This is a genomic window from Streptomyces sp. NPDC031225, assembly GCF_055570355.1.
Map to the genome: position 1 here is coordinate 40,535 of NZ_JBVIHJ010000003.1, position 24,185 is coordinate 64,719.

The 24,185-nt window shown below is 71.0% G+C and carries 23 protein-coding genes and 1 pseudogene; 7 read left to right on the forward strand and 17 right to left on the reverse strand.

Annotated features, from left to right (window positions below; genetic code table 11):
- The first annotated feature begins 407 nt into the window (after positions 1–407).
- Positions 408–1,376: an acetylxylan esterase gene (locus ACZ48Z_RS05710; protein ID WP_468734515.1), complete on the forward strand. Its 969-nt coding sequence runs from the start codon at positions 408–410 to the stop codon at positions 1,374–1,376.
- A gap of 100 nt (positions 1,377–1,476) precedes the next feature.
- Complete coding sequence (locus tag ACZ48Z_RS05715; RefSeq protein ID WP_468734516.1) at positions 1,477–2,673, forward strand: serine hydrolase domain-containing protein; 1,197 nt, start codon at positions 1,477–1,479, stop codon at positions 2,671–2,673.
- Here ACZ48Z_RS05715 and ACZ48Z_RS05720 read toward each other — a convergent pair.
- Complete coding sequence (locus tag ACZ48Z_RS05720) at positions 2,670–3,398, reverse strand: class I SAM-dependent methyltransferase (RefSeq protein WP_468734517.1); 729 nt, start codon at positions 3,396–3,398, stop codon at positions 2,670–2,672. The two genes, ACZ48Z_RS05715 and ACZ48Z_RS05720, sit on opposite strands and share 4 nt — an antisense overlap.
- A 5-nt stretch (positions 3,399–3,403) precedes the next feature.
- Positions 3,404–3,967 carry a PadR family transcriptional regulator gene (locus ACZ48Z_RS05725; RefSeq protein WP_468734518.1) on the reverse strand — a complete coding sequence of 188 codons (564 nt, stop codon included), beginning with the start codon at positions 3,965–3,967 and terminating at the stop codon, positions 3,404–3,406.
- A 68-nt stretch (positions 3,968–4,035) separates the two neighbouring features.
- On the opposite strand from ACZ48Z_RS05725, the gene ACZ48Z_RS05730 reads away from it, so the two are divergent.
- Positions 4,036–4,443, forward strand: a complete 408-nt coding sequence (locus ACZ48Z_RS05730) for a nuclear transport factor 2 family protein (protein ID WP_468734519.1) — start codon at positions 4,036–4,038, stop codon at positions 4,441–4,443.
- 61 nt (positions 4,444–4,504) lie between these two features.
- Here ACZ48Z_RS05730 and ACZ48Z_RS05735 read toward each other — a convergent pair whose 3' ends face one another.
- The 3 genes from ACZ48Z_RS05735 to ACZ48Z_RS05745 are packed head-to-tail and all read right to left on the reverse strand — an operon-like array spanning position 4,505 to position 6,836.
- The gene (locus ACZ48Z_RS05735) at positions 4,505–5,767 is read right to left on the reverse strand and encodes an RNA polymerase sigma factor (protein WP_468734520.1); all 1,263 of its coding nucleotides are present in this window, start codon (positions 5,765–5,767) and stop codon (positions 4,505–4,507) included.
- Positions 5,764–6,105: a YciI family protein gene (locus ACZ48Z_RS05740; RefSeq protein ID WP_468734521.1), complete on the reverse strand. Its 342-nt coding sequence runs from the start codon at positions 6,103–6,105 to the stop codon at positions 5,764–5,766. Before ACZ48Z_RS05740 ends, ACZ48Z_RS05735 begins: the two co-directional genes overlap by 4 nt.
- Complete coding sequence (locus ACZ48Z_RS05745) at positions 6,102–6,836, reverse strand: SgcJ/EcaC family oxidoreductase (protein ID WP_468734522.1); 735 nt, start codon at positions 6,834–6,836, stop codon at positions 6,102–6,104. Before ACZ48Z_RS05745 ends, ACZ48Z_RS05740 begins: the two co-directional genes overlap by 4 nt.
- A 203-nt stretch (positions 6,837–7,039) precedes the next feature.
- Between ACZ48Z_RS05745 and ACZ48Z_RS05750 the strand changes: the two genes are divergently transcribed.
- A complete protein-coding gene (locus ACZ48Z_RS05750) occupies positions 7,040–7,867 on the forward strand; it encodes a class I SAM-dependent methyltransferase (protein WP_468734523.1) in 828 nt (275 codons plus the stop codon).
- Between the two features lie 276 nt (positions 7,868–8,143).
- Entirely contained in the window at positions 8,144–9,280 is a 1,137-nt protein-coding gene (gene rho / locus ACZ48Z_RS05755; RefSeq protein WP_468734524.1) for a transcription termination factor Rho, read from the forward strand.
- Here the strand turns inward: rho and ACZ48Z_RS05760 are convergent.
- From ACZ48Z_RS05760 to ACZ48Z_RS05780, 5 genes are read right to left on the reverse strand one after another with little or no spacing between them, the layout of a single operon-like run.
- Positions 9,277–10,245, reverse strand: coding sequence for a sugar kinase (locus ACZ48Z_RS05760; protein WP_468734525.1), 969 nt, complete (start codon positions 10,243–10,245; stop codon positions 9,277–9,279). The genes rho and ACZ48Z_RS05760 overlap by 4 nt on opposite strands.
- Positions 10,242–11,000: an amino acid ABC transporter ATP-binding protein gene (locus ACZ48Z_RS05765; protein ID WP_468734526.1), complete on the reverse strand. Its 759-nt coding sequence runs from the start codon at positions 10,998–11,000 to the stop codon at positions 10,242–10,244. The genes ACZ48Z_RS05760 and ACZ48Z_RS05765 overlap by 4 nt, the downstream gene beginning before the upstream one ends.
- Positions 10,997–11,647, reverse strand: coding sequence for an amino acid ABC transporter permease (locus ACZ48Z_RS05770; protein ID WP_468734527.1), 651 nt, complete (start codon positions 11,645–11,647; stop codon positions 10,997–10,999). Before ACZ48Z_RS05770 ends, ACZ48Z_RS05765 begins: the two co-directional genes overlap by 4 nt.
- A complete protein-coding gene (locus tag ACZ48Z_RS05775; RefSeq protein WP_468734528.1) occupies positions 11,647–12,384 on the reverse strand; it encodes an amino acid ABC transporter permease in 738 nt (245 codons plus the stop codon). The genes ACZ48Z_RS05770 and ACZ48Z_RS05775 overlap by 1 nt, the downstream gene beginning before the upstream one ends.
- Positions 12,385–12,404: 20 nt before the next feature.
- Positions 12,405–13,193, reverse strand: a complete 789-nt coding sequence (locus ACZ48Z_RS05780) for an ABC transporter substrate-binding protein (RefSeq protein WP_468734529.1) — start codon at positions 13,191–13,193, stop codon at positions 12,405–12,407.
- A gap of 259 nt (positions 13,194–13,452) precedes the next feature.
- Between ACZ48Z_RS05780 and ACZ48Z_RS05785 the strand changes: the two genes are divergently transcribed.
- Both ACZ48Z_RS05785 and ACZ48Z_RS05790 read left to right on the forward strand, forming a co-directional pair.
- On the forward strand, positions 13,453–14,265 hold the full coding sequence (locus tag ACZ48Z_RS05785; RefSeq protein ID WP_468734530.1) for an IclR family transcriptional regulator: 813 nt from the start codon (positions 13,453–13,455) through the stop codon (positions 14,263–14,265).
- A 115-nt stretch (positions 14,266–14,380) separates the two neighbouring features.
- Positions 14,381–15,193 (forward strand): annotated as a pseudogene (locus ACZ48Z_RS05790) (D-alanyl-D-alanine carboxypeptidase family protein); the annotation flags it as partial.
- 83 nt (positions 15,194–15,276) lie between these two features.
- On the opposite strand, the gene ACZ48Z_RS05795 reads toward ACZ48Z_RS05790, so the two are convergent.
- The 7 genes from ACZ48Z_RS05795 to ACZ48Z_RS05825 all read right to left on the reverse strand — a co-directional run bounded on the left by ACZ48Z_RS05795 (position 15,277) and on the right by ACZ48Z_RS05825 (position 24,078).
- Positions 15,277–16,638 (reverse strand): glycosyltransferase 87 family protein, encoded by a 1,362-nt coding sequence (locus tag ACZ48Z_RS05795; protein WP_468734531.1) that lies wholly within the window; start codon positions 16,636–16,638, stop codon positions 15,277–15,279.
- Positions 16,635–18,038, reverse strand: a complete 1,404-nt coding sequence (gene mptB, locus ACZ48Z_RS05800) for a polyprenol phosphomannose-dependent alpha 1,6 mannosyltransferase MptB (RefSeq protein ID WP_468734532.1) — start codon at positions 18,036–18,038, stop codon at positions 16,635–16,637. The genes ACZ48Z_RS05795 and mptB overlap by 4 nt, the downstream gene beginning before the upstream one ends.
- Positions 18,039–18,160: 122 nt before the next feature.
- Positions 18,161–19,090 carry a glutaminase gene (locus tag ACZ48Z_RS05805; protein ID WP_468734533.1) on the reverse strand — a complete coding sequence of 310 codons (930 nt, stop codon included), beginning with the start codon at positions 19,088–19,090 and terminating at the stop codon, positions 18,161–18,163.
- Positions 19,091–19,144: 54 nt separating this feature from the next.
- Positions 19,145–20,554, reverse strand: coding sequence for an aspartate ammonia-lyase (gene aspA, locus ACZ48Z_RS05810; RefSeq protein ID WP_468734534.1), 1,410 nt, complete (start codon positions 20,552–20,554; stop codon positions 19,145–19,147).
- 306 nt (positions 20,555–20,860) lie between these two features.
- Positions 20,861–21,877: an asparaginase gene (locus ACZ48Z_RS05815; RefSeq protein ID WP_468734535.1), complete on the reverse strand. Its 1,017-nt coding sequence runs from the start codon at positions 21,875–21,877 to the stop codon at positions 20,861–20,863.
- Positions 21,878–21,955: 78 nt separating this feature from the next.
- Positions 21,956–23,398, reverse strand: a complete 1,443-nt coding sequence (locus ACZ48Z_RS05820) for an amino acid permease (protein WP_468734536.1) — start codon at positions 23,396–23,398, stop codon at positions 21,956–21,958.
- Positions 23,395–24,078: a FadR/GntR family transcriptional regulator gene (locus ACZ48Z_RS05825; RefSeq protein ID WP_468734862.1), complete on the reverse strand. Its 684-nt coding sequence runs from the start codon at positions 24,076–24,078 to the stop codon at positions 23,395–23,397. The genes ACZ48Z_RS05820 and ACZ48Z_RS05825 overlap by 4 nt, the downstream gene beginning before the upstream one ends.
- Between the last annotated feature and the right edge of the window lie 107 nt (positions 24,079–24,185).

Below are 24,185 nucleotides of genomic sequence, written 5' to 3' on the forward strand. Positions count from 1 at the left end.
CGATCTTGACGCTCTGCGTCCGGAACCCGTAGCTCGTCGTCCTTGACCTGCGCATCAACGGCTGCCGACCGGCGTCACCGCCGCCGCCCGGTCCGGCCCCGTCTCTCTCACCCTGGCATGCGGATGCCGCCGCTCCCGCCCGGACGATCCCGCCCCCTTGCGGCCTGGGCCGACGTCTGCGCCTGTCCGCCCGGCGGCGACCCGACCATTCGCGACGACCGGCCGACGGTCGGCGATCTTGACGCTCTGCGTCCGGAACCCGTAGCTCGTCGTCCTTGACCTGCGCATCAACGGCTGCCGACCGGCGTCACCGCCGCCGCCCGGTCCGGCCAAAGCCCTGGCGATTCGTCCGACCACCCACGTACGGTGTGATCATCCGGCACGTTCCTTCGTTAAGGCGGTCCTGCATGCCCCTGTTCGACCTCCCCCTCGACGAGCTCCGCGAGTACCGCAGTGACTCCGCCGAGCCCGAGGACTTCGACGCGTTCTGGTCCAAGACCCTTCAGGAGGCTCGCGAATACGACCTGGACGCCCGCTTCGAACTCGTCGACACGGGTCTGTCCACGGTCAAGGTGTACGACGTGACGTTCGCCGGGTTCGGCGGCCACCCGGTCAAGGGCTGGTTCACGATTCCCGCCGAGGTCTCCGCTCCGGTACCGGTGGTCGTGGAGTTCATCGGGTACGGCGGCGGGCGCGGTCTGCCCCACGAGCACCTGCTGTGGGCGTCGACGGGCCGGGCGCACTTCGTGATGGACACCCGCGGCCAGGGCAGCGCCTGGGGCGGCGGTGGCGGCACCGCGGACCCGGTGGCCAGCGGTCCCGCGTACCCCGGTTTCATGACCCGGGGCATCGACGCCCCCGAGAACTACTACTACCGCCGGGTGTTCACGGACGGGGTGCGTGCGGTGGAGGCGGCCCGTTCGCATCCGCTGACGGACCCGGCGCGCACGGTCGTGCTCGGCGGCAGCCAGGGCGGCGGTATCTCGATCGCGGTGGGCGGTCTGGTCCCGGACCTGGCGGCGGTCGCCCCGGACGTGCCGTTCCTGTGCGACTTCCCGCGCGCTGCGATCTTGACGGACCGTCATCCGTACCGGGAGATCGGCCTTTACCTCAAGACGCACCGCGGCCGTTTCGAGGACGTCCTGAAGACCCTCGCCTACTTCGACGGCGTGCACTTCGCGAGCCGCGGCCGCGCCCCCGGGCTCTTCTCGGCGGCCCTGGAGGACCAGACCTGCCCGCCCTCCACCGTCTTCGCGGTCTTCAACAACTGGGCCCACGACGACAAGGCGATCGAGGTGTACGACTTCAACGACCATGAGGGCGGCGGCCCTTACCAGCAGGCGGCGAAGCTGCGCTGGCTGCGCTCGTACGCCTGAGTCCTGCCAGGGAACTTCCCTCCAGTCCGACCAGTCGGTACGTTCGGGAGGCTCGGTTCGCAGCGTCGCGGGCCGGGCTTCCGGCGACGGCGGAGGGCGCATGTCCGAGCACGAGTCATCCGAGCACGAGTCAGTGGTCCACGGTCACTGCGACGACCGCTTCGCGGCGGTGCGAAGGGCCTTCACGGAGAACTTCCGGGACCGCGGCGAACTGGGCGCCGCGGTGAGCGTCAGCGTCGGCGGCGAGACCGTGGTGGACCTGTGGGGCGGCTGGGCGGACGCCGCCCGCACCCGCCCCTGGGAGCGGGACACCCTGGTCAACGTGTGGTCGACCACGAAGGGCCCGACCGCCCTGTGCGCCCACATCCTCGCCGACCGGGGCCTGCTCGACTTCGACGCCCCGGTGGCCGTCTACTGGCCGGAGTTCGCCGCGGCGGGCAAGGAGAAGGTGCTCGTACGGCATCTGCTGTCGCACCGGGCCGGCCTGGCCGGTCTGCGCGAGCCGCACTCCCTCGCCGAGCTCTGCGACTGGGAGCTGACGACCCGGCGGCTCGCCGCGACGGAGCCCTGGTGGGAGCCGGGGACGCAGTCGGGGTACCACGCGCTGACGTACGGCTTCCTCGTCGGCGAGGTCGTCCGACGGGTCTCGGGGCTGCTCCCGGGGGCTTTCCTGCAGCGGGAGGTGACCGGGCCGCTCGGTATCGACTTCAGCATCGGGCTGCCGGAGAAGGAGGCCGCACGGGCCGCCGAACTGGTGCATCCGCCGACCGCGTCGGCAAGCGAACAGGCCGCGATCTTCGCACAGTTGACTCCCACGGCGATCGCCGCACTGGCCAACCCCCTGGCGGGCGCCGACGAGGCGAACACTCCAGGCTGGCGGGCCGCCGAGATCCCCGCCGCGAACGGACACGGCACCGCCCGGGCCGTCGCCGCGCTCTACGGCATCTTCGCGGGCCGGGGCTCCTACGGCGGTCACCGTGTCCTGTCCCCGGAGTCGGCCGAGCGGGTGCGCGAGGGCCAGGGCAGCTGCCGCGATCTGGTGCTGGGCATCGGGCTCGGGAGCGACACGGAGCTCGGGCTGGGCCTGTGGCTCAGCGGGCCGAACGGGTCGTACGGGCCCAACCCGCGGGCCTTCGGGCACGACGGTTTCGGCGGTTCGTGCGGTCTGGCGGATCCGGAGGCGGGGGTCTCGCTGGGGTATGTGATGAACCGGATGGGCCCGCATATCGCCAACGACCCACGCAAGATGGCCCTGGTCGACGCCTTGTACGACGCGCTGCGACAGCGGACCGACTAGGCAGGGCGCCTCGCCACGACCATGCGGACCCGTGGGCTGCCGTCGTCGCGTTCCCCGAACTCGGGCAGGGCGTGCAGCTCCACCTGGAGACCCGCCCATTCCAGGTCCCGTCGCACGTCACCGAGCCGGAAGTCCCGGTAGTACATGACGAAGGGCGGCCGCCACACGGCGTTGCGCACCCGCATCACCGTGTCGAAGCCGAGGAGCATCCAGTAGGCGCGGGACCGGGGGTGGGGTGGGGCGACGATCGGGAAGGCGAAGCAGCCGCCGGGCCGGAGCACCTCACGGGCCTGGGCGAACAGGCCAGGCAGTTCACCCGGCAGGAAGTGACCGAAGGCCCCGAAGCTCACGACGAGGTCGAAGGAGGCGGGGGCGAAGGGCAGGGCGCGCGCATCACCCCGCACCCAGGACACACGGGGCCCACCGGAGCGCGTCCGCTGCCGGGCCACGTCCAGCATCCCGGCACTGAAGTCCACTCCGGTGACGCTCTCCCGGCAGACCCGTGTCAGCACCCGGGCTCCGGCTCCGGTGCCGCAGCACAGGTCGAGCCCGGCATCGAAGGGGCCCGTCCGCCGGAGCGCGGACGCCACGGCGTCCAGGACGGAGTCCGGTGTGCGGAAAGGCGTGTGGTCGAACTTGGGGGCGAGCAGGTCGTAGCCGCGCTCGACGGACGACAGCGCCTGGACGGCGAGTTCGCGGACGCTGGGGCCTTCTGGGCTGAACATCCGCGTCAGCTTAGGGGAGCCCGGTGCCGCAGAACCACGAGAACCCGCTCGCACCAGCGGACGTTCTCCGATTCGAGGGCGATCCCGCCCATGAGCGTGAGGTAGGGGCCGACCCGGTCGGCCTCCGCGAGGTACTGCTCCTCGGTGCGGCCGTCGAGGAGCCGGTCGCGCAGGCGTTCGTATCGGGCGAGTTTGCCGCGTGCCCACGACAGGCGCTCCTCGACGAGTTCCCGTGTGACCTCGGGGTCGGTGCCGTCCATGGCCTGGATCTTGATCAGGAACTCGTCGCGCAGGGCCGCCGGCCTGCGGGGCGGTTCGGCGGCGAAGGCGCTCAGTTCGCGCCTGCCGGTGTCGGTGAGGGTGAACAGCCGCTTGTTGGGCCTGCGTTCCTGCTGCACCACCCGCGCCTCGATCAGTCCGTCCTGCGCCAGGCGCTCCAGTTCGCGGTAGAGCTGCTGCGGCGTCGCGGGCCAGAAATTCGCCAGTGAGGCGTCGAAGGACTTGGACAGTTCGTAGCCCGAGGCCTCGCCCTCCAGCAGGGCGGCCAGGACGGCGTACTTCAGCGACATATGGACACGCTAGCAGTCGGTGATTACCCTACTCCACACCTACTCAACAAATTGATTATGGAGGCTCGATGCGGGCGTTCCGAGAAGCGGTCGAAGCGGGCGACCTCGGTGCCGTCGAGGCGCTGCTGGCCGAGGACGTGGTCTTCACGAGTCCGGTGGTGTTCAAGCCGTACGAGGGCAGGGCCATCACGGCGGCGATCCTGGGCGCGGTGGTGAAGGTCTTCGAGGACTTCCGCTATGTGAGCGAGCTGAGCGGCGAGGACGGTCGCGACCACGCGCTGGTGTTCGCGACCCGGGTGGGTGAACGGGCCCTGGACGGCTGCGACTTCATCCATCTCGACGAGGAGGGGCTGATCGACCGGCTGACGGTCATGGTCCGTCCGCTGTCGGGCGCGCAGGCCCTGGCGGCGGCGATGGGGGCGCGGTTCGACGAGATCGCGAAGGAGGCGCAGGCGCGGGCCGCCACCGCCTCCTGAGTTCACACGTCAGCTCACAGCACGGTCAGGGTGAGCGTCCCTGTGCGGGTCGGGTGGGACGTCAGGGCCGTACCGGGCGTACCGGCGGCGGCCCCTGCGCCGGTCGGCAACCCGCCAGACGCTTGGCCAGGAAGGTCCGCTCGGCGTCGTTCTCCACCAGCTCCAGCGCCCGCTCGTACGCCGTGGCCGCCTCCGTCGTACGGCCGCTGCGGCGCAGCAGGTCGGCGCGGGTGGCCGGGAGCAGGTGGTAGCCGTTCAGCTCGCCCTCCCGCTCCAGTTCCGCGACCAGTGCCAGGCCCGCGTCGGGGCCCTCGGCCATACCGACGGCGACCGCGCGGTTGAGACGGACCACGGCCGAGGGCACGAAGCGGAGCAGTTCGCCGTACAGGGCGGCGATGTCGGCCCAGTCGGTGTCCGCGGCCGTGGCCGCGGTGGTGTGGCAGGCGGCGATGGCGGCCTGGATCTGGTACGGGCCGGGGCGGCCCCGGCGCAGTGCGGTCTCCAGCAGGGCGGCGCCCTCGTCGACCTCGGCGTGGTCCCACGCCGTGCGGTCCTGGTCCTCCAGGGTCACCAGCTCACCGGCCCCGTCCACCCGGGTCTCGCGGCGGGCGTCGTGCAGGAGGAGCAGTGCGAGCAGGCCGAGGGCCTCGGGCTCGTCGGGCATGAGGCGGGCCAGGACGCGGGCCAGCCGGACGGCTTCCGCGCACAGGCTCCGCCGTACGAGATCGGCGCCCGAGGTGGCCGCGTACCCCTCGTTGAACAGCAGGTAGAGCACGCCGAGCACACCGGTCGTGCGTTCGGGCAGCAGGTGGGCGGGCGGTACACGGTAGGGGATGCCGGCGTTGCGGATCTTTTTCTTGGCCCGCACCAGGCGCTGCGCCATCGTCGCCTCGGGGACGAGGAAGGCGCGGGCGATCTCCGGTGTGGTGAGCCCGGCGAGGGTGCGCAGGGTCAGGGCGACGCGGGCCTCGATGTGCAGCGCGGGGTGACAGCAGGTGAAGATCAGGCGCAACCGGTCGTCCTGGACGCCGCTGTCGTCGTACGGCTCCTCGTACCCCGTGAGCATCGCCGCCTCCTGCACTTTTCGCGCCCCGACCGCCTCCCGGCGCCGCACGTCCATGGCCCGGTTGCGGGCGGTCGTGGTGAGCCAGGCACCGGGGCGGCGCGGGACGCCGTCGCGCCGCCACCGGTCGAGGGCCTGGGCGAAGGCGTCCTGCGCGCACTCCTCGGCGAGGTCCCAGTCGCCGGTCACCCGGATCAGGGTGGCGACGACCTGGCCCCACTCCTCGCGGAAGGCGGCGGCGACGGCTTCTTCCGGGGTCACTCCCACACGGGCCGCACTTCGACCGAGCCGCCCCCGAGAGCCGCCGGATGCCGGGACGCGAGGGAGATCGCCTCGTCGAGGTCGGCGACCTCGATGATGTCGATCCCGGCGATGTACTCCTTGGACTCGATGAACGGCCCGTCGGTGAGCAGGACCTCGTCCCCCTGGACGCGCACGGTGGTGGCGTCGGAGGCGGGACGCAGACGGGCACCGCCCTTGACGATGTCGCGGCTGCGGACCTCCTCGATGTAGGAGGTGAAGTGGGGGTTCTCGGCGATCTCGGCCGGGCTCAGTTCCGCGCCGCCCACGGGGGTGCAGATCAGCAGGGCGTACTTCATGACCGGTCCTCCTCGACTCCGGCGTCGAACGCGACGGATGTGTGCTGGTGGGCGATCAGCCACCGGTCGGTGGGCAGCCGGTAGCCGGTGGTCACCCGCAGGGTGCTGTCCAGGCGTTCCCCCGTGGTCAGCGCGGCCCGCATCCGTACCAGCGCGTGGCTGAACGCGACGCTTTCGTCGACCCGGAGCCGGAACTCCAGCACGTCGCGCTCCACGGGCCCGGTGACGGTGGAGAACCACCACTCCTGGGCCTTGCGGAAGGCGTCGATCCCGCGCTGTTCGAGGCCGGTCATGGGATGGAACACCTCGACGTCCGGGGCGTAGCAGGCGAGCATGCCGGTGAGGTCGCGGTCCCGGACGGCCCGGGTGAGTTCCGCGTCGAGGCGCCGGATTTCCCCCTCGGTGTCCTCGTCCTCCCAGAAGGGCCGCACCTCCATGGCCCCGACGGAGGCCACGGGGTGCCGTGCGGCCGCTTGGACCGCCTCCTCCAGGCTGTCGCACTCCAGGATGTCGAAGCCGGCGACGTACTCCTTGGTCTCCGCGAACGGCCCGTCGGTGCGCAGTACTTCACCGCCGCGCACCCGCACGGTCACCGCGTCGGCGGGCAGCGCGAGCCGGTGCCCGTGCCGCCGTACGCCACGGTCTCCGAGCTCCTCGACCCAGGGTTCGACCGGGGCCATGCCCGAGGCGTCGTTGGTGTCGTCGCCGCAGACGAGCAGCATGTATTTCATGGATCCTCCCGGTCCTCATGAGCTTCCTACACCCCACCGACGAACGCGACCGACCCGAATCGACACCCGACGCGCACGAAAAATGAGGAGCCGGAGATCCAGCCCCTCAGGCTGTACGTCGGTCCGGCGACCGCGGACTGCACCGCCGCCTCCGTCGGCGGGTATGCGGCGTGTCACGGCCCGGTTCGCGGTTGGATGACTTCATGACCACTGACGAGCACGAGCGGCTGATGCGGGCCAACCAGGCCAACTGGGACGCCCGCACCCCCGTCCACCTCGGCAGCCGGTTCTACGGCCTCGACCAGGACCTCGATCACGAGCGCTGGTTCGCCGCCTTCGAGTGGGAGGACCTCGGCGACCTCACCGGCCGCGATGTGCTCCACCTCCAGTGCCACCTCGGCACGGAGACCCTCGCCCTGGCCCGCCGCGGAGCCCGCGCGGTGGGGCTCGACTTCTCGGAGGCGTCGGTGGCCGCCGCGACCGGCATCGCGGCGAAGGCGGGCGTGGACGCCACGTACGTACGGGCGAACGTGTACGACGCCGTCGAGGCGCTGGGCGGGCGGCGCTTCGACGTCGTCTACACCGGCAAGGGTGCCCTGTGCTACCTCCCGGACCTGGAGCGCTGGGCGGGCGTGATCGCCCGACTGCTGCGCCCCGGCGGCCTGTTGTACATCGTCGAGTTCCATCCGCTGCTCAACTCGCTGGGCCCGAAGCCCGAACCGGGCCAGGGGCCCGAACTCCTGCTGCGTCATGACTACTTGGGCGGCGCGGGACCTGTCCACCGGGACGCGACCCACACCTACACCGACGGTCCGGCCGTCGACGGCGCCACCGACAGCTTCGAGTGGATGCACGGAATAGGAGAGGTCGTCACCGCGTTGACGGGGGCGGGACTGAATGTCCGGCGTCTCAGGGAGAGTGACGAGCTGCCCTGGCCGCGCTGGCCGCAGATGCAGCGCACTCCGTCCGGTTGGTGGCGGCTTCCCGCACCGCGGATCCCGCTCCTCTACGGCCTTCTCGCCCAACGCTGACGGATACGTGCTACTCTCCCGACAGCGCTTGTGTACGCCCCGCTGTGGGCGCCGGTGCCAGTTCCCTTCGAATCGCTGAACCTCCCGTCGCCTTCCGACCGGATTTCTCAGCTTCTCAGCACCACCTCGTGATCAAGGCCCCCTCGCCCTGTGCGAGTTCGCCGTACCCGAGGTGCTGTTTCCCGCCGCCCGAAGGCGCTGTCCGTCTTCCTCGCGCGGCTTCCCCCCTTCCTTCCGCATGTCCCATGCCTTCCGTCCTCGAAAGGACAGACCACCATGACCACCACTCTCGAAAACCCCCAGGTACAGCAGCAGCCCCCGGTCCGCGCCGTCACCGGCGTCCTCGACATCGACGCGAACGGGAAGGGGCATCTGCGCGCCGCGAGCCTGCTTCCCTCGCCCTCCGACCTCCAGGTCTCCCCCGCACTGATCCGCAGGTTCGGCCTGCGCAAGGGAGACACCGTCGACGGGGTGCGCGGCACCCAGCGCGCCCTCACCGAGGTCGCCCGCGTCAACGGCGGCACCCCCGACACGGGCCGCCGTCACTTCCGCGACCTCACGCCGCTGCACCCCAACGAGCGGATCCGTCTCGAACACCCGGCGTCCGGCCTCACCGGCCGCGTCGCCGACCTGATCGCCCCCGTCGGCAAGGGCCAGCGCGGGCTGATCGTGGCCCCGCCCAAGACCGGAAAGACCGTTCTGCTCCAGCAGATCGCGGCTGCCGTCGCCGGCAACCACCCCGAGTGCCGCCTGATGGTGGTGCTGCTCGACGAGCGTCCCGAGGAGGTCACCGACATGCGGCGCTCCGTGCGCGGCGAGGTGTACGCCTCGACGTTCGACCGCCCGGCCAAGCAGCACATCGCGCTGGCCGAGCTGGTGATCGAGCGGGCCAAGCGGCTCGTCGAGGCCGGTGAGGACGTCGTGATCCTGCTCGACTCACTGACCCGGCTGTGCCGGGCGCACAACAACGCGGCCGCCGGTGGTGGCCGCACCCTCAGCGGCGGGGTCGACGCGACCGCGCTGATCGGGCCGAAGCGGTTCTTCGGTGCCGCCCGGCTCACCGAGGAGGGCGGCTCGCTGACCATCCTCGCCACCGCCCTGGTGGAGACCGGCTCCCTCGCCGACAACTTCTACTTCGAGGAGCTCAAGGGCACCGGCAACATGGAGCTGCGCCTGGACCGCGAGCTGGCCTCCCGGCGTGTCTTCCCGGCCGTCGCCATCGACCCCTCCGGCACCCGCCGCGAGGAACTCCTGCTGCCCCCGGCCGAGTTGGCGACCGTACACGGTCTGCGCAGGGCGCTGCGGACCCGGGACGGCCAGGCCAGTCTGGAGACCCTCCTGGAGCGCATGCGCGAGAGCCCGGACAACGCGACCTTCCTGCGCCGGATCCAGCCGACGCTGCCCGCCGGCTAACCGAGCCGCAGAGCGGCCCAGCCCGCCTCGTCGAGGGCGAGACGGCTCTCGACCTCCGCCGGGGCGAGTGCCGTGGGGACATCGCCGAGGCTCGCCATGGCCGTTGCGGCCATCAGGTGCCCCAGACGCAACGCCGCCTCGGTGTCTCGCCGTTGGAGCCGCGCAGCCAGGTACCCCGCGGCGAACGCGTCACCCGCGCCCACCCGTTCGACAACCGCCGAGTCGGGCGTGGCCACGAACACCTCCTCGCCGTCGCCGGTGAAGGCGACCGCCCCGCGTTCCGCGTCCTTGACCACCACGGTGGGCGCCGGGGACAGCAGGTCGCGGATCTCCCCGGGCTTGCCTGTACCCCAGAGGGTCTCCGCCTCGTCGCGTCCCACGAAGACGATGTCGGCGGCACGCGCCGACTCCAGCAGCACGTCCGCCGGGTCCACGGGCCGGTGCCGCCACAGGGCCGGGCGGTGGTTGACGTCGAACGACACCTCCGGGCCCGGGCGGGACAGCAGGGTCCGCACCAGTTCGGCGCAGCTGTCCGACAGCGCCGCGGTGATGCCGCTGAGGTGCAGCATCCGGGCCCTGCGCAGGTGCGGACGGTGGGCGAGGGCGGGGCCCATCAGGGTCGCCGCGGAGCCCGAGCGGTAGTAGTGCGTGCCGGTCCCGCCGGCGCCGGTGTCCTTGAAGTACACGCCGGTGGGCCGGTCGGGGTCGGTCTCGACGCCCGAGACGTCGACACCGCGTACCGCGAGGTCCGCCAGGACGCGTCTGCCGAGCGGGTCGTCGCCCACGCGGCTGACCCAGGCCGCGCGGTGCCCGAGGGCGGCGAGCCCGCACGCCACGTTGGACTCGGCACCGCCGACCTCCAGATGCAGGGTGCGCTGCCGCTCCAGCGGTCCACCGTCGGACGGCACCAGGACGGCCATGGTCTCGCCGACGCAGACGACCTCGGCATCCGGCTCGTGCCTCACGTGTCGAGCACCCGGTGCAGGAACTGCTGGGTGCGCGCCTCGGCCGGACTGCCGAACACCTGCTCCGGCGTGCCCTGTTCGAGCACGACACCGCCGTCCATGAACACGACCCGGTCGGCGGTGTCCCGCGCGAACCGCATCTCATGCGTGACGACGACCATCGTCATGCCGTCCTCGGCGAGCGAGCGCATGACACCGGTGACCTCGCCGACCAGCTCCGGGTCGAGCGCGGACGTCGGCTCGTCGAAGAACATGATCGCCGGGTCCATGGCGAGCGCACGGGCGATGGCCACCCGCTGCTGCTGGCCGCCGGACAGCTGCGCCGGGTAGGCGTCCGCCTTGTCGGCCAGCCCCACCCGGTCCAGCACGGCCCGGCCGCGCTGCTCGGCCTCCGCCTTGGCGAGCCCGCGGACCTTCAGCAGCGCCAGAGTGACGTTGCCCAGGGCGGTCTTGTGCGGGAAGAGGTTGAACTGCTGGAAGACCATGCCGACACGGCCGAAGATCTCGTGCGCGCGCTTGCGTTCGTGCAGGGGGACGTCGTTCACCCACACCTCGCCGCTGTCGGCCCGCTCCAGGTCGCACATGATGCGCAGCAGGGTGGACTTGCCGGAGCCGCTGGCGCCGATGAGGACGACGACCTCACCGGGTTCGACGTCGATGTCGACGCCCTTGAGGACCTCCAGTGCGCCGAAGCGCTTGTGGACGCCGGAGAGGGAGACCCGGGCGGTCTGCCGGTCCGTGAGGGTGTTCGTCATGCGGTGACAGCCTTTCTCTCCATCCGCCGTACCAGGACCGACAGCGGGTAGCAGATGACGAAGTACAGGACGGCGACGGCGAGGTAGGAGGTCGCCGGGTCGCCGACGCGGTCGATGACGGCCTGTCCCTGGCGGACCAGTTCGACGTAGCCGATGACCACGGCGATCGAGGTGTCCTTGATCAGGGAGAGGTACTGGCCGACCAGCGGGGGCAGCACGATCGCCCTGGTCTGGGGGAGGATCACGCCCACGAAGGTCTGGATCCGGCCCAGCCCGAGGACCCGAGAGGCCTCCCACTGGCCGCGCGGGACTGCCTCGATGCCGGCCCTGAAGATCTCCGCGATGTAGGCGCCCTGGTAGAGGGTGAGGGCGAGCAGGGCCGCGCCGAAGACGCTGATGGCGAACCCGCTCAGATAGGCCGCGCCGAAGTAGATGAAGAGCATCTGGATCAGCAGCGGGGTGCCGCGGAACACCTCCAGGTAGCCGCGCGCGAGCTGGGCCAGGACCGGGATCCGGCTGGTCCGCACGGCCGCGACGAGCAGCCCCACGAGCGTCCCGGTGGCGATGGCCGCGAGGGACAGCAGGACTGTGGCCCGCAGTCCGGAGAGATACACCTCGCGGTTGTCGGAGATGACCGACCAGTCCATCAGGCCTCCTTACGGCGAGGAAGGGCCGGCAGCAGCCGTCGTACGGCGTCCAGCGGCCGGGGTCGTACGGCGGCGGGGTTCAGCGGTGGTTTGAAGACGGCCCGTCCGACGAGTCCGGCGGCGAGCGCGACGAGGTTGGTGAGGATCAGGTAGAGGGCCGCGGCGATGCCGAAGACCTGAACCGTGAGCAGGGTGCGGGAATTGACGACCATGGCCGTGCCGGTGAGTTCGGGCACGGAGATCGCCGAGAGCAGTGACGAGCCCAGGATGATCTGGACGAGCTGGTTGACCACGGCCGGGTAGACGTTGCGCAGCGCCTGCGGAAGCACGATGTGGGCGAAGGCGCGGGCCGGGCTCAGTGCCAGGACGCGGGCTGCCTCGCGCTGGCCGCGCGGCACGGCCTGGATTCCCGCGCGGAAGATCTCGGTGAGGTAGGCGCCGACGTTCACGCCGAGGGCGAGCACGCCCGCCTGGACCGGGCTGAGCCGGATTCCGGCGGACGGCAGCACGAAGTAGGCGACGAACATCTGGAGCAGGACAGGGGTGTTGCGGATGACCTCGACGTAGACGGCGGCGACCGCCCGCAGGACCGCATGGCGGGATCTGCGGGCCGCGGCGCCGAGCAGGCCGAGGGCGCACGCCAGGGCGAAGGCGGCCAGCGACAGGCGCAGCGTCAGCCAGGCCGCGTCGACATAGGTGGACCAGTCCCGCAGGGCGTACGTCCAGTCGGTGAGCATGAGACTCCTCAACGGGCCGTTCAGTACGAGGGGTTGAGCGGGAACGAGCGGCTGACGCCGAACCACTTCTTGTAGAGCGCGTCGGCCTGCCCCGAGGTGTTGAAGTCGCGCAGCCAGGTGTTCACCCACTGGAGCCAGGTGGCGTCGCCCAGCGGCACGCCGATGCCGTTGTACTCCAGCGGCACGACGGAGTCCTTGGTGACCTTGAGCGAGGAGTCCAGCTTGGCCTGGTAGTTGAGGAAGTTGGAGTCCTCGACCATGGCGTCCGCCTGGCCCTGCTTGACCGCGAGGACGGCCGCGGACGAGGTGTCGTACTCCTGGATCCGCGCCTTGGGGTTGCCTGCCTTGACCGCGTCGCCGTTGGTGGAGCCCTTGGTCACGGCCACCGTCTTGCCGCTGAGGTCCGCAAGTGCCGCTATCCCGCTGGACTTCTTCACCAGCATGACCTCGCCCGCGACGATGTACGGGTCACTGAAGGAGACCTGCTTGGCGCGTTCCGCGGTGGTGGTGAAGTTGCAGACGACCGCGTCGACCTTCTTGGTCTGCAGGTTCGGGATGCGGTTGGCGGAGGTCGTGTCGACGATCTTCACCTTGACGCCGAGGGCGGTGGCCATGGCGGTGGCGACGTCGACGTCGAAGCCCTGCGGCTTGTTGCCCTTGCTCGTCGAACCGAACGGCGGGAACGTCAGACAGCTGGCGACGTTGAGGGTGCCGCGCTTGATGACCTGCTGGAGGGTCGAGGAGCCGGCGGAGGAACCGGTGGCGCCGGCGGCGGAACTGCACGCGGAGAGCGATGCGGCGGCGGTCACACTGGCGCAAATCACCATCAAAGGCCGGGTACGGTGACGAAATGGCATGGCGGGACACCCTTCGGGGACTCACGGGGAGAGGGCGAAGCAGGCGGGGAGGTGGCGGTCGTCATCGGCCGCAGACGGTGATGTTCTGCAATGCAAAACCTTGTTTCACATTGCGTTGCGCAGAAGCTAGCCCCGACATTCCTGAACCGTCAACCATGGATTTCGATATGTGACACACCGTTTTGCTATGCAGCACGATAGGATGCGTCGCATGGTCTCCCCCGACGACGCCGCTCCCCGCCGCAACTCCTCGTCCTCACTGCGCCGCGCGCTGGGCATCCTCATGTTCCTCGCCGAGGAGCGGAGTCATCCGCACGGCTCCACCCTGAGCGACCTCGCCACCGGCCTCGAGCTGAGCAAGAGCACCGTGCTGCGGCTGATCGCCCCGCTCAGGGACGTCAGGCTGGTCGACCAGGACCCCGAGTCCGGCCGCTACCGCCTCGGGCCGCAGAACGCCCTGCTCGGACAGGCCTACCTGGAACGGCGCGACACCCGGCAGATCACCTCACCTCTTCTGCACCGCGTGGCCGAGGAGAGCGGCGAGACGGTCCACCTGGTGACCTTCGACCCGCCGGAGATCGTCTACATCGACAAGGTCGAGAGCCCGCGGGCGGTCCGTATGCACTCCCGCATCGGCGGCCGCCTCCCCGCCTACTGCACGGCGACCGGCAAGGTGTTCCTCGCCCACGCCGCCGACGACGTGGTGGACAGGGTGATCGCGGCGGGCATGCCGGCCCGGACCCCGACCACCATCACCTCTCCCGACCGGCTGCTCGCCGAGCTCGACCTCATCCGACGGCGCGGCTACGCCGTCGACGACGTGGAGAACGAACAAGACATCCGCTGCGTGGCCGCTCCCGTCCACGACCACACCGGTGCCGTCACCACGGCCGTCAGTATCTCGGGGCCCGCCGCCCGGGTCACCCGCGAACGCGTCTCGGGGCTCGGCACCCTGCTCATCTCCGCCACCCGCACCATGACCGAGGACCTGGGGGGCACGGCACCGACGCTTTCGCAGGGCTGACACGCGGGCGGCGTGCGGCATCCGGGTGCTCGCGCACGCTCCTCGGCCGGGGCAGCGCGGTGTATGGCCGGTCTCTTCCTAGCTTTGCGGTATGACAATCGGACTTCCCTCTCGGATGGCCGTCTCAGCCTGCGCACTGTGCACGACCGGCCTGCTGGTGTTCGCTCCTGTGACGGCGGCCGCGCACCCGGCCTCCGGACCCGCCGGGCCCGGCGGACCTCGGACCTCGGCCGTGTCGCCCGCCCTGCTGTACCGCTCCGGCACCCAGGTCCGGCCGCACCCGGGCGCGCCGAGGGTCCCGGACGTCTCCGCGCTGTCGTGGGTGGTGGCGGACGCCGGCAGCGGAGCGGTGCTCGCCGCGCACGACGCCCACCGGAAGCTCCCCCCGGCCAGCACGCTCAAGACCCTGTTCGCCCTGACCGTGCTGCCGACGCTGCCCGGGGGCCTCAGGCACAGGGTCGGGCAGGACGAACTGGCGGACGTCGCGCCCGGCAGCAGCCTGGTCGGGGTCGCCGAGGGGCAGACCTACCGGGTGGCCGACCTGTGGCGCGGGGTCTTCCTCAACTCCGGGAACGACGCCGTGCACGTCCTGGCCGGGCTCAACGGCGGCTGGCGTGCCACGGCAGGCCGGATGCAGGCCAAGGCACGGGCCCTGGGCGCCCGTGACACCCACGTCCGCTCCCCCGACGGCTACGACACCCCGGGCCAGGTCTCCTCGGCGTACGACCTCGCGGTCTTCGGCCGGGCGGGGCTGCGCAACCCGGACTTCGCGCGGTACTGCGGCACGGCCGAGTCGACGTTCCCCGGCCGGGGCGGGTGGTCGTACGGCATCCAGAACACCAACCGGCTACTGACGGGCGCCAACGGCGTGGCGCGTTATCCGGGGCTGATCGGGATCAAGAACGGCTACACGAGCCGCGCAGGCAACACGCTCGTCGCCGCCGCCCGGCGGGGTGACCGGACGCTGGTCGTCACGGTGATGAACCCTCAGCAGAGTGGCGGCTTCACCGTCTACGAGGAGGCGCGCGACCTGCTCGACTGGGGGTTCGGCGCGGCCGGCCGGGTGGATCCGGTGGGCTCGCTGGACGCGCTGCGGGTCAGGCCCCGGCCGGGCCCGGCGGCGGTGCCGGTCGCGGCCGCGCTGTCGCCGGACGAGAAGAAGGGCGGGCCGGGCTGGCTGGAGACCTGGGCCATTCTGGGCGCCGCCGGGCTCGGCGCGGGATCGATGGCGATGGCGCTGCGGTCCCGGGCCGGCCGTTCGGCACGGGGCTGAGCGACCGGCAGCCACAGCAGCAGGCCGAGCGTGATCCAGGTGTAGGTGTTGGCGCCGAGGAAACCGTCGACGCCGGACGCGTCGTCGAACCACAGCCACACCACGCTGGTGCACAGCACGCCGTACAGGGCGCCTGCGATCCGCGCGTGCCCGGTCCGCACGAGAACGGCGAAGGACGGCAGCAGCCACACCAGGTGGTGGACCCAGGTGATCGGGCTGACCAGGCAGGCGGTCAGCCCGGTCAGCGCGAACGCGGCCGCCCAGTCCCCCGCCCCCGCGGCCCGCCGGGCCCGTACGGCCCACACGCACAGGGTCAGCAGCACCGCCCCGGCCCACACCGCGCGGTCCGGTTCGCCCAGCCGGGCCAGGATGCCCTGCAACGACTGGTTGGAGACGTAGTCCAGGCGGCCCACCCTGGTCGTGTCCCACAGGGCGTCGGTCCAGTAGAAACGCGAGGCGTCGGGGGCCACGACGGCCGTGAACCCGGTGGCCGCCAGGGCCACCACGGTGGCGACGGCCGCCGCCCGCCAGCGCCGCGCGATCAGCAGCAGACCGATGAACAGGGCCGGCGTGAGCTTCACCGCGGCGGCCAGACCGATCCCGACACCGGCCCGGCGTTCCCGGCCGGTCGCGAGCAGCCACGCGTCGACGAGGACGAGGGCCAGCAACAGCAGGTTCACCTGGCCGAAGCTGAACGTGTCGCGCAACGGTTCGAACAGCGCGAGCACGCACGCGCCCAGCGCACAGCCGTACCAGCCGTAGCGCCGCCAGGCGCGGCCGGTGAGGAGGCGGACGACCACGGCCAGCGCCGCCAGGTTGAGCAGCAGGCCCGCCACGATCGCGGCGCGCAGACCGAGCAGGGCCATCGGCAGCATGGCGACGGCCGCGAACGGAGGGTAGGTGAAGCCGTACGGCGTCCCCGGCACCCGGTAGTCGTAGAGCCCTCCGCCGTGGTGCACCCAGGTGTCGACGGCCCCGTGGTAGACGCGCAGGTCGAACCAGTCACGCAGGAGCGGCACGGTCGCCGTGAACACGGTGACCGCGGCGGCGAGGGCCAGGACCAGCGTCAGCCGGCCGCGATCCGTGGTCGGCGTCCTCATGCCGTACGTTCCGTCGCCGTGGCCTGTGCCGTCTGGTGGGCCTGCACCAGCACCATCAGGGCGAGCACGCCGCCGGAGACGGCCAGGACCAGTTGCCCGACGTCGGCCGCGCCGCCGCTCGGCAGGGTGGCGAGCGCGAGCACGCCCGTCACGGTGGCCACCCGGCGCCGTACCGACGCGCTGGGCGCGGCGGCCGCTATGAGGAACAGGCCCCACAGGGCGTACCAGGGACGGACCGCCGGGCCCAGGGCGGCGACGGCGGCGAGGCTCAGACCGAGGGCGTAGAGGGGCCGGGGGCGAAGGCGCAGCCAGATGCAGCCGATGACGGCGACGGCGGTCACGATGCCGAACGCGTGCCAGGCCGGTACGGCCAGCGGGGCGAGGTCGCTGCCGAGCCGTTCCAGCAGGGCTCCGGTGGCCCGTCCGAGGAGGCTGGTGAGGGCCCAGTTCCCGGACGACACCGGGGTGTTGAGGGCGCCTATCCAGCCGTAGCCGGTGCCCGCGACGGCCGTGGCGGCGACCGTGGTCGCGGCCGCCGACGCGGCGGCGGTCAGGACGGCTCTCGCCGGACGGTCGCCGGCCCGGATCCGCAGCACGACGATCGCCGCGAGCCCGAGAACGGCGGGCGCCTTGACCAGCGCGGCGAGCGTCACGAGCACGGCTCCCAGGATCGGCCACCGGCCCAGTGCGGCGACCAGGCCGAGGCCGAGCAGGCCGAGCATCACGGCGTCGTTGTGGGCGCCCGCGACCAGGTGGAGCAGGACGAGCGGGTTGAGGGCGCCGAGCCAGAGCGCTGCGGCCGGGTCGGCGCCGCTGTGGCGGGCGAGGCGGGGCAGGGCTGCCGCCATGAGTGCCACGCCCAGCAGGGCGACGAGCCGCATACCGAGCAGCCCGACGGGGAGTTCACCGCGGGACGCCTTCGCCAGTGCGGAGGCCACGCCGAGGAACACGGGTCCGTACGGGGCGGCCGTGTTGCGCCACATCGGGGCGACCTCGTCGGCGAGCGGGCCGCCGAGCAGGGCGGGCCCGTGGCTGTAGACGTCCATGTGGGCGTCGGCCATGGCGCCTTGGGCAAGGTAGCTGTAGACGTCCCGGCTGAACAGGGGCGGGGCGAGCAGCAGCGGCGCCGACCAGATGACCAGGACGGCCATGAGCTCGCGCGTGCTGGGTCTGGTGTCGGGACTGCGCACCAGGCGGCCGAGGAGGAGCCAGGCCGCGATCAGGAGGACGACGCCGAAGTAGGCACCCACCAGGCCCAGTGCGGCGCGCGGAGACGACGGGGTGAGCAGTTCCCCCACCGGGAGGGCGCCGGCCGTCTCACCCCCCGCGGCCAGGAACGTGGTGCCGACCAGACCGAGGATCTGGCAACGGCGGAGATCGACGGAAACGGTGGCCAACACATCAGCAGCGTGTCAGGTTCGGGTGGCTGGAAGGCGACGCGGTGGCGACCGGGGTGTGACCGGTGCGTAGTCGCACACGAGATGTCCCACCCTGCTTCGAGCCCGCTCCGCACACCTCCCGCTCAGAACACCGAGACACCCGTCAGTGTCGTGAACCGGTCCAGGGCCGCCACTCCCGCCACGGAGTTGCCCCGCTCGTCCAGTCCCGGACTCCACACGCACAGCGTGCAACGTCCCGGCACCACCGCGATGACACCGCCGCCGACCCCGCTCTTGCCCGGCAGCCCCACCCGGTAGGCGAAGTCGCCCGCCGCGTCGTACGTGCCGCAGGTCAGCATGATCGCGTTGATCTGCTTCGCCTGGCTGAGGGTGAGGAGGCGGGTGTCGTCTGCACGGATGCCGTGGCGGGCCAGGAAGGTGGTGGCGAGGGCCAGGTCGGCGCAGGAGGCCCGGATCGAGCACTGGCGGAAGTACTGGTCGAGCAGGGTCGGGATGTCGTTGTCAATGTTGCCGTACGCGGCCATGAAGTGGGCCAGGGCCGCGTTGCGGTCGCCGTTGGCGGACTCGGAGGCGGCCACCTCCTCGTCGAAGTCCAGGGCCGGGTTTCCGCTCTCCTCCCGGAGGAAGGACAGCAGTTCGCCCGCCGCGTCCCCGGTACGGGTATGGAGGCGGTCGGTGACGACGAGGGCGCCGGCGTTGATGAACGGGTTGCGCGGGATGCCGCTCTCGTACTCCAGCTGCACCAGGGAGTTGAAGGGGTTGCCGGAGGGTTCGCGGCCCACGTGCTCCCAGAGTTCGTCGCCCTCGCGGGCCAGGTCGAGCGCGAGGGTGAAGACCTTGGTGATGGACTGGGTCGAGAACGGCTCGCGCCAGTCCCCCACGCCGTACACCGTGCCGTCCAGCTCGGCCACGGCCATGCCGAAGCTGCGTGGGTCGCAGGCGGCGAGTGCCGGGATGTAGTCGGCGGGCGTGCCCCGGTCCGGGGTGCGTTCGATCTCCTCGGCGATGCGCTCCAGGACCGGCTGGAAGGTGAACGACGACGTCGTTGTCATGATCACTATTGTGCCTCCGGGCAGGTCCTGGCGCGTATCGACTCAGGGGGACGGTCAGGCCTGGGGTGCGCCGCTGCCCGCGAGGACCTCGGGCCGCAGCAGTTCGGCGAGCGTCTCGGCGGGCAACAGGCCCTTCTCCAGGACGAGTTCGGCCACTCCACGGCCGGTGGCGAGGGCTTCCTTGGCGATGTCCGTGGCTGCGGTGTAGCCGATGTGCGGGTTGAGGGCGGTGACCAGGCCGATGGAGTTCTCGACGGTCCGGCGCAGCACTTCGGTGTTGGCGGTGATGCCGTCCACACAGCGCTCGGCGAGGGTGAGACAGGCGGCCCGCAGGTGGGTGATCGACTCCGACAGGGAGTGCAGGATGATCGGTTCGAAGGCGTTGAGCTGGAGCTGTCCGGCCTCCGCGGCCATCGTGATGGCGACGTCGTTGCCGATCACCTCGAAGGCGACCTGGTTGACGACCTCGGGGATCACCGGGTTGACCTTGCCCGGCATGATCGACGAACCGGCCTGTACGGGCGGCAGGTTGATCTCGCCGAGCCCGGCGCGCGGACCGGAGGAGAGCAGGCGCAGGTCGTTGCAGCTCTTCGAGAGCTTGACGGCGATCCGCTTGAGCACACCGGACATCTGGACGAACGCCCCGCAGTCCTGGGTCGCCTCGACCAGGTTGGCGGCGGTGACCAGCGGCAGCCCGGTGAGGGCGGCGAGATGCCGGCGGGCCGACTCGGCGTATCCGGCGGGGGCGTTGAGCCCGGTGCCGATGGCCGTGGCACCCAGGTTGATCTCATGGATCAACGTGACGGCCTCGTCAAGACGACTGCGGTCCTCGTCAATCATGACGGCATACGCCGAGAACTCCTGACCGAGCGTCATGGGTACCGCGTCCTGCAACTGTGTACGGCCCATCTTGATCACATCGCGGAACTCGACGGCCTTACGGGCGTAGGAGTCCTGCAGTACGGCCATCGCGTCGAGCAGTCCCTGCACCGCGAAGACCGTCGCGATCTTGACGGCGGTCGGGTAGACGTCGTTGGTCGACTGGCCGAGGTTGACGTCCTCGTTGGGGTGCAGGAAGGCGTACTGCCCCTTCTCGTGCCCCAGCAGCTCCAATGCCCGGTTGGCGATGACCTCGTTGGCGTTCATGTTGGTGGACGTGCCGGCCCCGCCCTGGATCACGTCCACCACGAACTGGTCGTGCAACTTGCCCTCGCGGATCTCCCGGCAGGCCTCGACGATCGCGGCGGCCTTCCTGGGCTCCAGCAGCCCGAGCTCCTCGTTGGCGAGGGCGGCGGCCTCCTTGACGGCGGCGAGGGCGTCGATCAGGTGGGGGTAGGCGGAGATCGGGGTGCCGGTGATGGGGAAGTTCTCCGTGGCACGCAGGGTGTGCACACCCCAGTAGGCATCGCCGGGAACATCCCGATCGCCCAGCAGATCGTGCTCACGGCGGCTGAGGTCGTTCATGAGGGTGCAGATCCTCTTTCCAACGGGGTGAGGGTGAACGCGCCCCAAAGGGGCGCGGGAAACGGCGCGACCAGCCACAGCAAGCCGGCACCGGCAACGCGACACAAGCAAGCGCTATAGGGGCGCGGGGAACTGCGCGACCGGCCACAGCGGACCCGCACCCGCTACGAAACAGAAGTAAGCACATCCAGGGGCGCGGGGAACGGCGCAACAAGCCACAACGAACCCGCACCCGCTACGAGACACAAGCAAGCACCACCAGGGGCGCGGGGAACGGCGCGACCAGCCGCAACGAACCCGCACCGGTTACAGAACGGAGGCCGCCGCGAGCGGATCCAACGCCCGTACCGGCCGAACCGCACCCACCGGCTCCCCGCCACCGAGCAGCGGTTCACCGGCGAACTCCGTGAGCAGCGCAGGATCGACGCCCGCCCACGCCAGCGCCGCCGCGGCGACCGGCACCCGCGCCCGGTTCGCCCCGTCGGCGATCTTCACGGCGACGGCCCGCCCGTCGGGCAGCGCGGCGACCTGGACCCCTTCGAAGCCGTCCTTGGCCAGCAGCCCCGGCACGGCCCGCATCAGCGCGGCCACATCGCGCCCCGCACCGGAGGCCATCTCGGCGTGCTCGCGCATCGCGTCGGCGACCCGGGCCTCAGGGGTTCCGGGAACCGCCGAGGTGATCCGGGCAGCGGCCCGGGCGAGCCCGTGCAGCGACACGGAGAACAGCGGCGCGCCACAACCGTCGACGGTCACCCGTGCGATCCGCTGCCCGGTCAGGTCCTCCACGATCTCCGCAATCGCCTGCTGAAGCGGGTGCGCGGGATCGAGGTACCCCTCCAGCGGCCAGTCGTTGAGCACGCACGTGTACAGCATCGCCGCGTGCTTCCCCGAGCAGTTCTGCGCGAGCCGCGAGGGCGCGCGACCCTCGCGGATCCACGTGTCCCGGACGGCCGGGCCGAACGGCATGTCCGGGACGTTGCGCAGGGCGTCCTCGGACACTCCCGCCAGTTCGAGAATCCGCCGGGTCCCGGCGAGGTGGCGTTCCTCGCCGGAGTGGCTGGCCGCGGTCAGCGAGAGGAGCTCGCCGTCGAGCGGCAGGCCGGCCCGGACCATGGCGACGGCCTGGACCGGCTTCAGCGCGGACCGCGGGTAGAACGCGGCCTCGATGTCGCCGAGCTGGAAGCGGACGTCCCCGCCGGCGTCGAGGACGACGACGGAACCGTAGTGGGTGCCCTCGATCAGGCCACCGCGGAAGAGGTGGGCGACGGGAGCGTGAAGGGGTTCACGGACAAGGGGTGCGTCCGCGGGGGAACTGCTGTACATCACTGCCTTCTCTTGGAGCGCGTCACACGGATCACGTGTGAACACGTCGGGGTCGGGGCCCGGCACCCGCGCGAGCGTTCACTCGTCGGTGCCGGTGGTGGATTTCTCTGCGACCCGGCCGCGGACGGCGAACCATCCGGCGACCAGGGCCGCGACGATCAGCGGAAGGCACAGCACGGTGGTGCGGCCGGCGCCGCCGTCGGCGTACATGAGGACCAGGACGGAGGCGAGGAAGGCCAGCGTCACGAGTTCGGTCCAGGGTGAGCCCGGCAGTCGGTAGCCGGGGCGGGTGAGGTCGCCCTTCTCGGTCTTCTGCCAGAAGAGCAGGTGGCAGACCATGATCATGCCCCAGGTGGACAGGATCCCGATCGCGGCGAAGTTCAGCACGATCTCGAACGCGTCGGCCGGGACGACGAAGTTGAGGCCGACGCCGAGGACGCAGATGCCGCTGGTGAGCAGGATGCCGCCGTAGGGGACCTGGCTGCGGCTCATCACCGAGGTGAACTTCGGGGCCGAGCCGGACATGGCCATGGAGCGCAGGATGCGGCCGGTGGAGTACAGGCCGGAGTTGAGCGAGGACATGGCCGCGGTGAGGACGACGAGGTTCATCACGCCGCCCGCCGCCGGGATGCCGATGTTGGACAGCACGGTCACGAAGGGGCTCTGGCCGGACGTGTACTTGTTCCAGGGCAGCAGCATCGAGAGCAGGACGACCGAGCCGACGTAGAAGACGCCGACGCGCCACATGATCGAGTTGATCGCCTTGGGCATGATCTTCTCGGGGTTCTCGGTCTCGCCCGCGGCGACTCCGACGAGTTCGACCGAGGCGTAGGCGAAGACCACGCCCTGGATGATCAGCAGCATGGGCAGCAGGCCGTTGGGGAAGACGCCGCCGTTGTCGGTGATCAGGGAGGGGCCGGGGGTGGTACCGGCGACTTCGTGCTGGGTGACCAGCAGGAAGATGCCGATACACATGAAGATCACCAGCGCGCCGACCTTGACGATCGCGAACCAGAACTCCATCTCGCCGAAGAACTTCACCGAGATGAGGTTGACGGTCAACACGACGGCGAGGGCGATCAATGCGATCAACCATTGAGGGATGTCGGAGAACAGACCCCAGTAGTGCGTGTAGGTCGCCACCGCGGTGATGTCGGCGATGCCGGTGGTGGCCCAGTTGAGGAAGTACATCCAGCCCGCGGTGTACGCGCCCTTCTCGCCGAGGAACTCCCTCGCGTACGACACGAAGGCGCCGGAGGAGGGCCGGTACAGGACGAGTTCGCCGAGGGCGCGCACCACGAGGAAGGCGAAGACGCCGCAGACCGCGTAGGCGATGAACAGGGAAGGACCGGCGTCGGCGAGGCGGCCGCCGGCACCGAGGAAGAGGCCGGTGCCGATCGCGCCACCGATGGCGATCATGTTGACGTGTCGGTGCTTGAGGGACTTGCTGTATCCCTCGTCTCCGGCGTCGACATGGCCGGAACGTTTCTGCACGCCATCGTGCAGGGACTGCTCGCTCACGCCTGGGGTTCGCCTTCCGTGGGGATGTCCGAGCCCGTGCGCGAGGAACGCACGATGTCGGTGAGGGTGGTCTCGACGCGGTCGAGGTGGTGGGACATGGCCTCCACCGCGTCGTGCTCGGAACCGTCGATCAGCGCCTCGACGATCGCGCGGTGCTCGCGGTTGGACTGCTCCCGGCGGCCGCCCAGTTCGTTGAGGAAGGCCGACTGACGCGCCAGCGCGTCGCGGATCTCCTCGATGACCCGGCGGAAGACCGGGTTCTGGGCGGCCTCGGCGACGGCGAGATGGAAGAGGGTGTCCATCGCGACCCACGCCGTGGTGTCGGTCTCCCGTTCCATCCGGTCCAGGAGGTGGGCCAGGTGGTCCAGGTTCTCCGGGGTGCGGCGCTGCGCCGCGTACCCGGCGACCGGGATCTCGACATGGCGGCGCACTTCCAGGAGGTCGCTGGCCGCGTAGTCGCCGAAGGTGGGGTCCTCCACCGCGTCGGCGACGACGAAGGTGCCCTTGCCGGTCTTGGAGACGGTCAGTCCCATGGTCTGCAGAGCCCTGAGGGCCTCTCGCAGGACGGGCCGGCTGACCTCCAGGGTGCGGCAGAGCTCGGCCTCCGAGGGGAGCTTGTCGCCGATGGCGTACTCCCCGCGCTCGATGGCGCCACGCAGATGCGCCAGCACCGCCTCCATGGCGCTGATACGCCGTGGAGGCTGACTGGCTGTCCGGCTGTCTGACAGGTTCACGGGGACGATACTCCGGGCGGCGAGAGGGTGCTGTCAAGGGTGGGCGAGGAAGA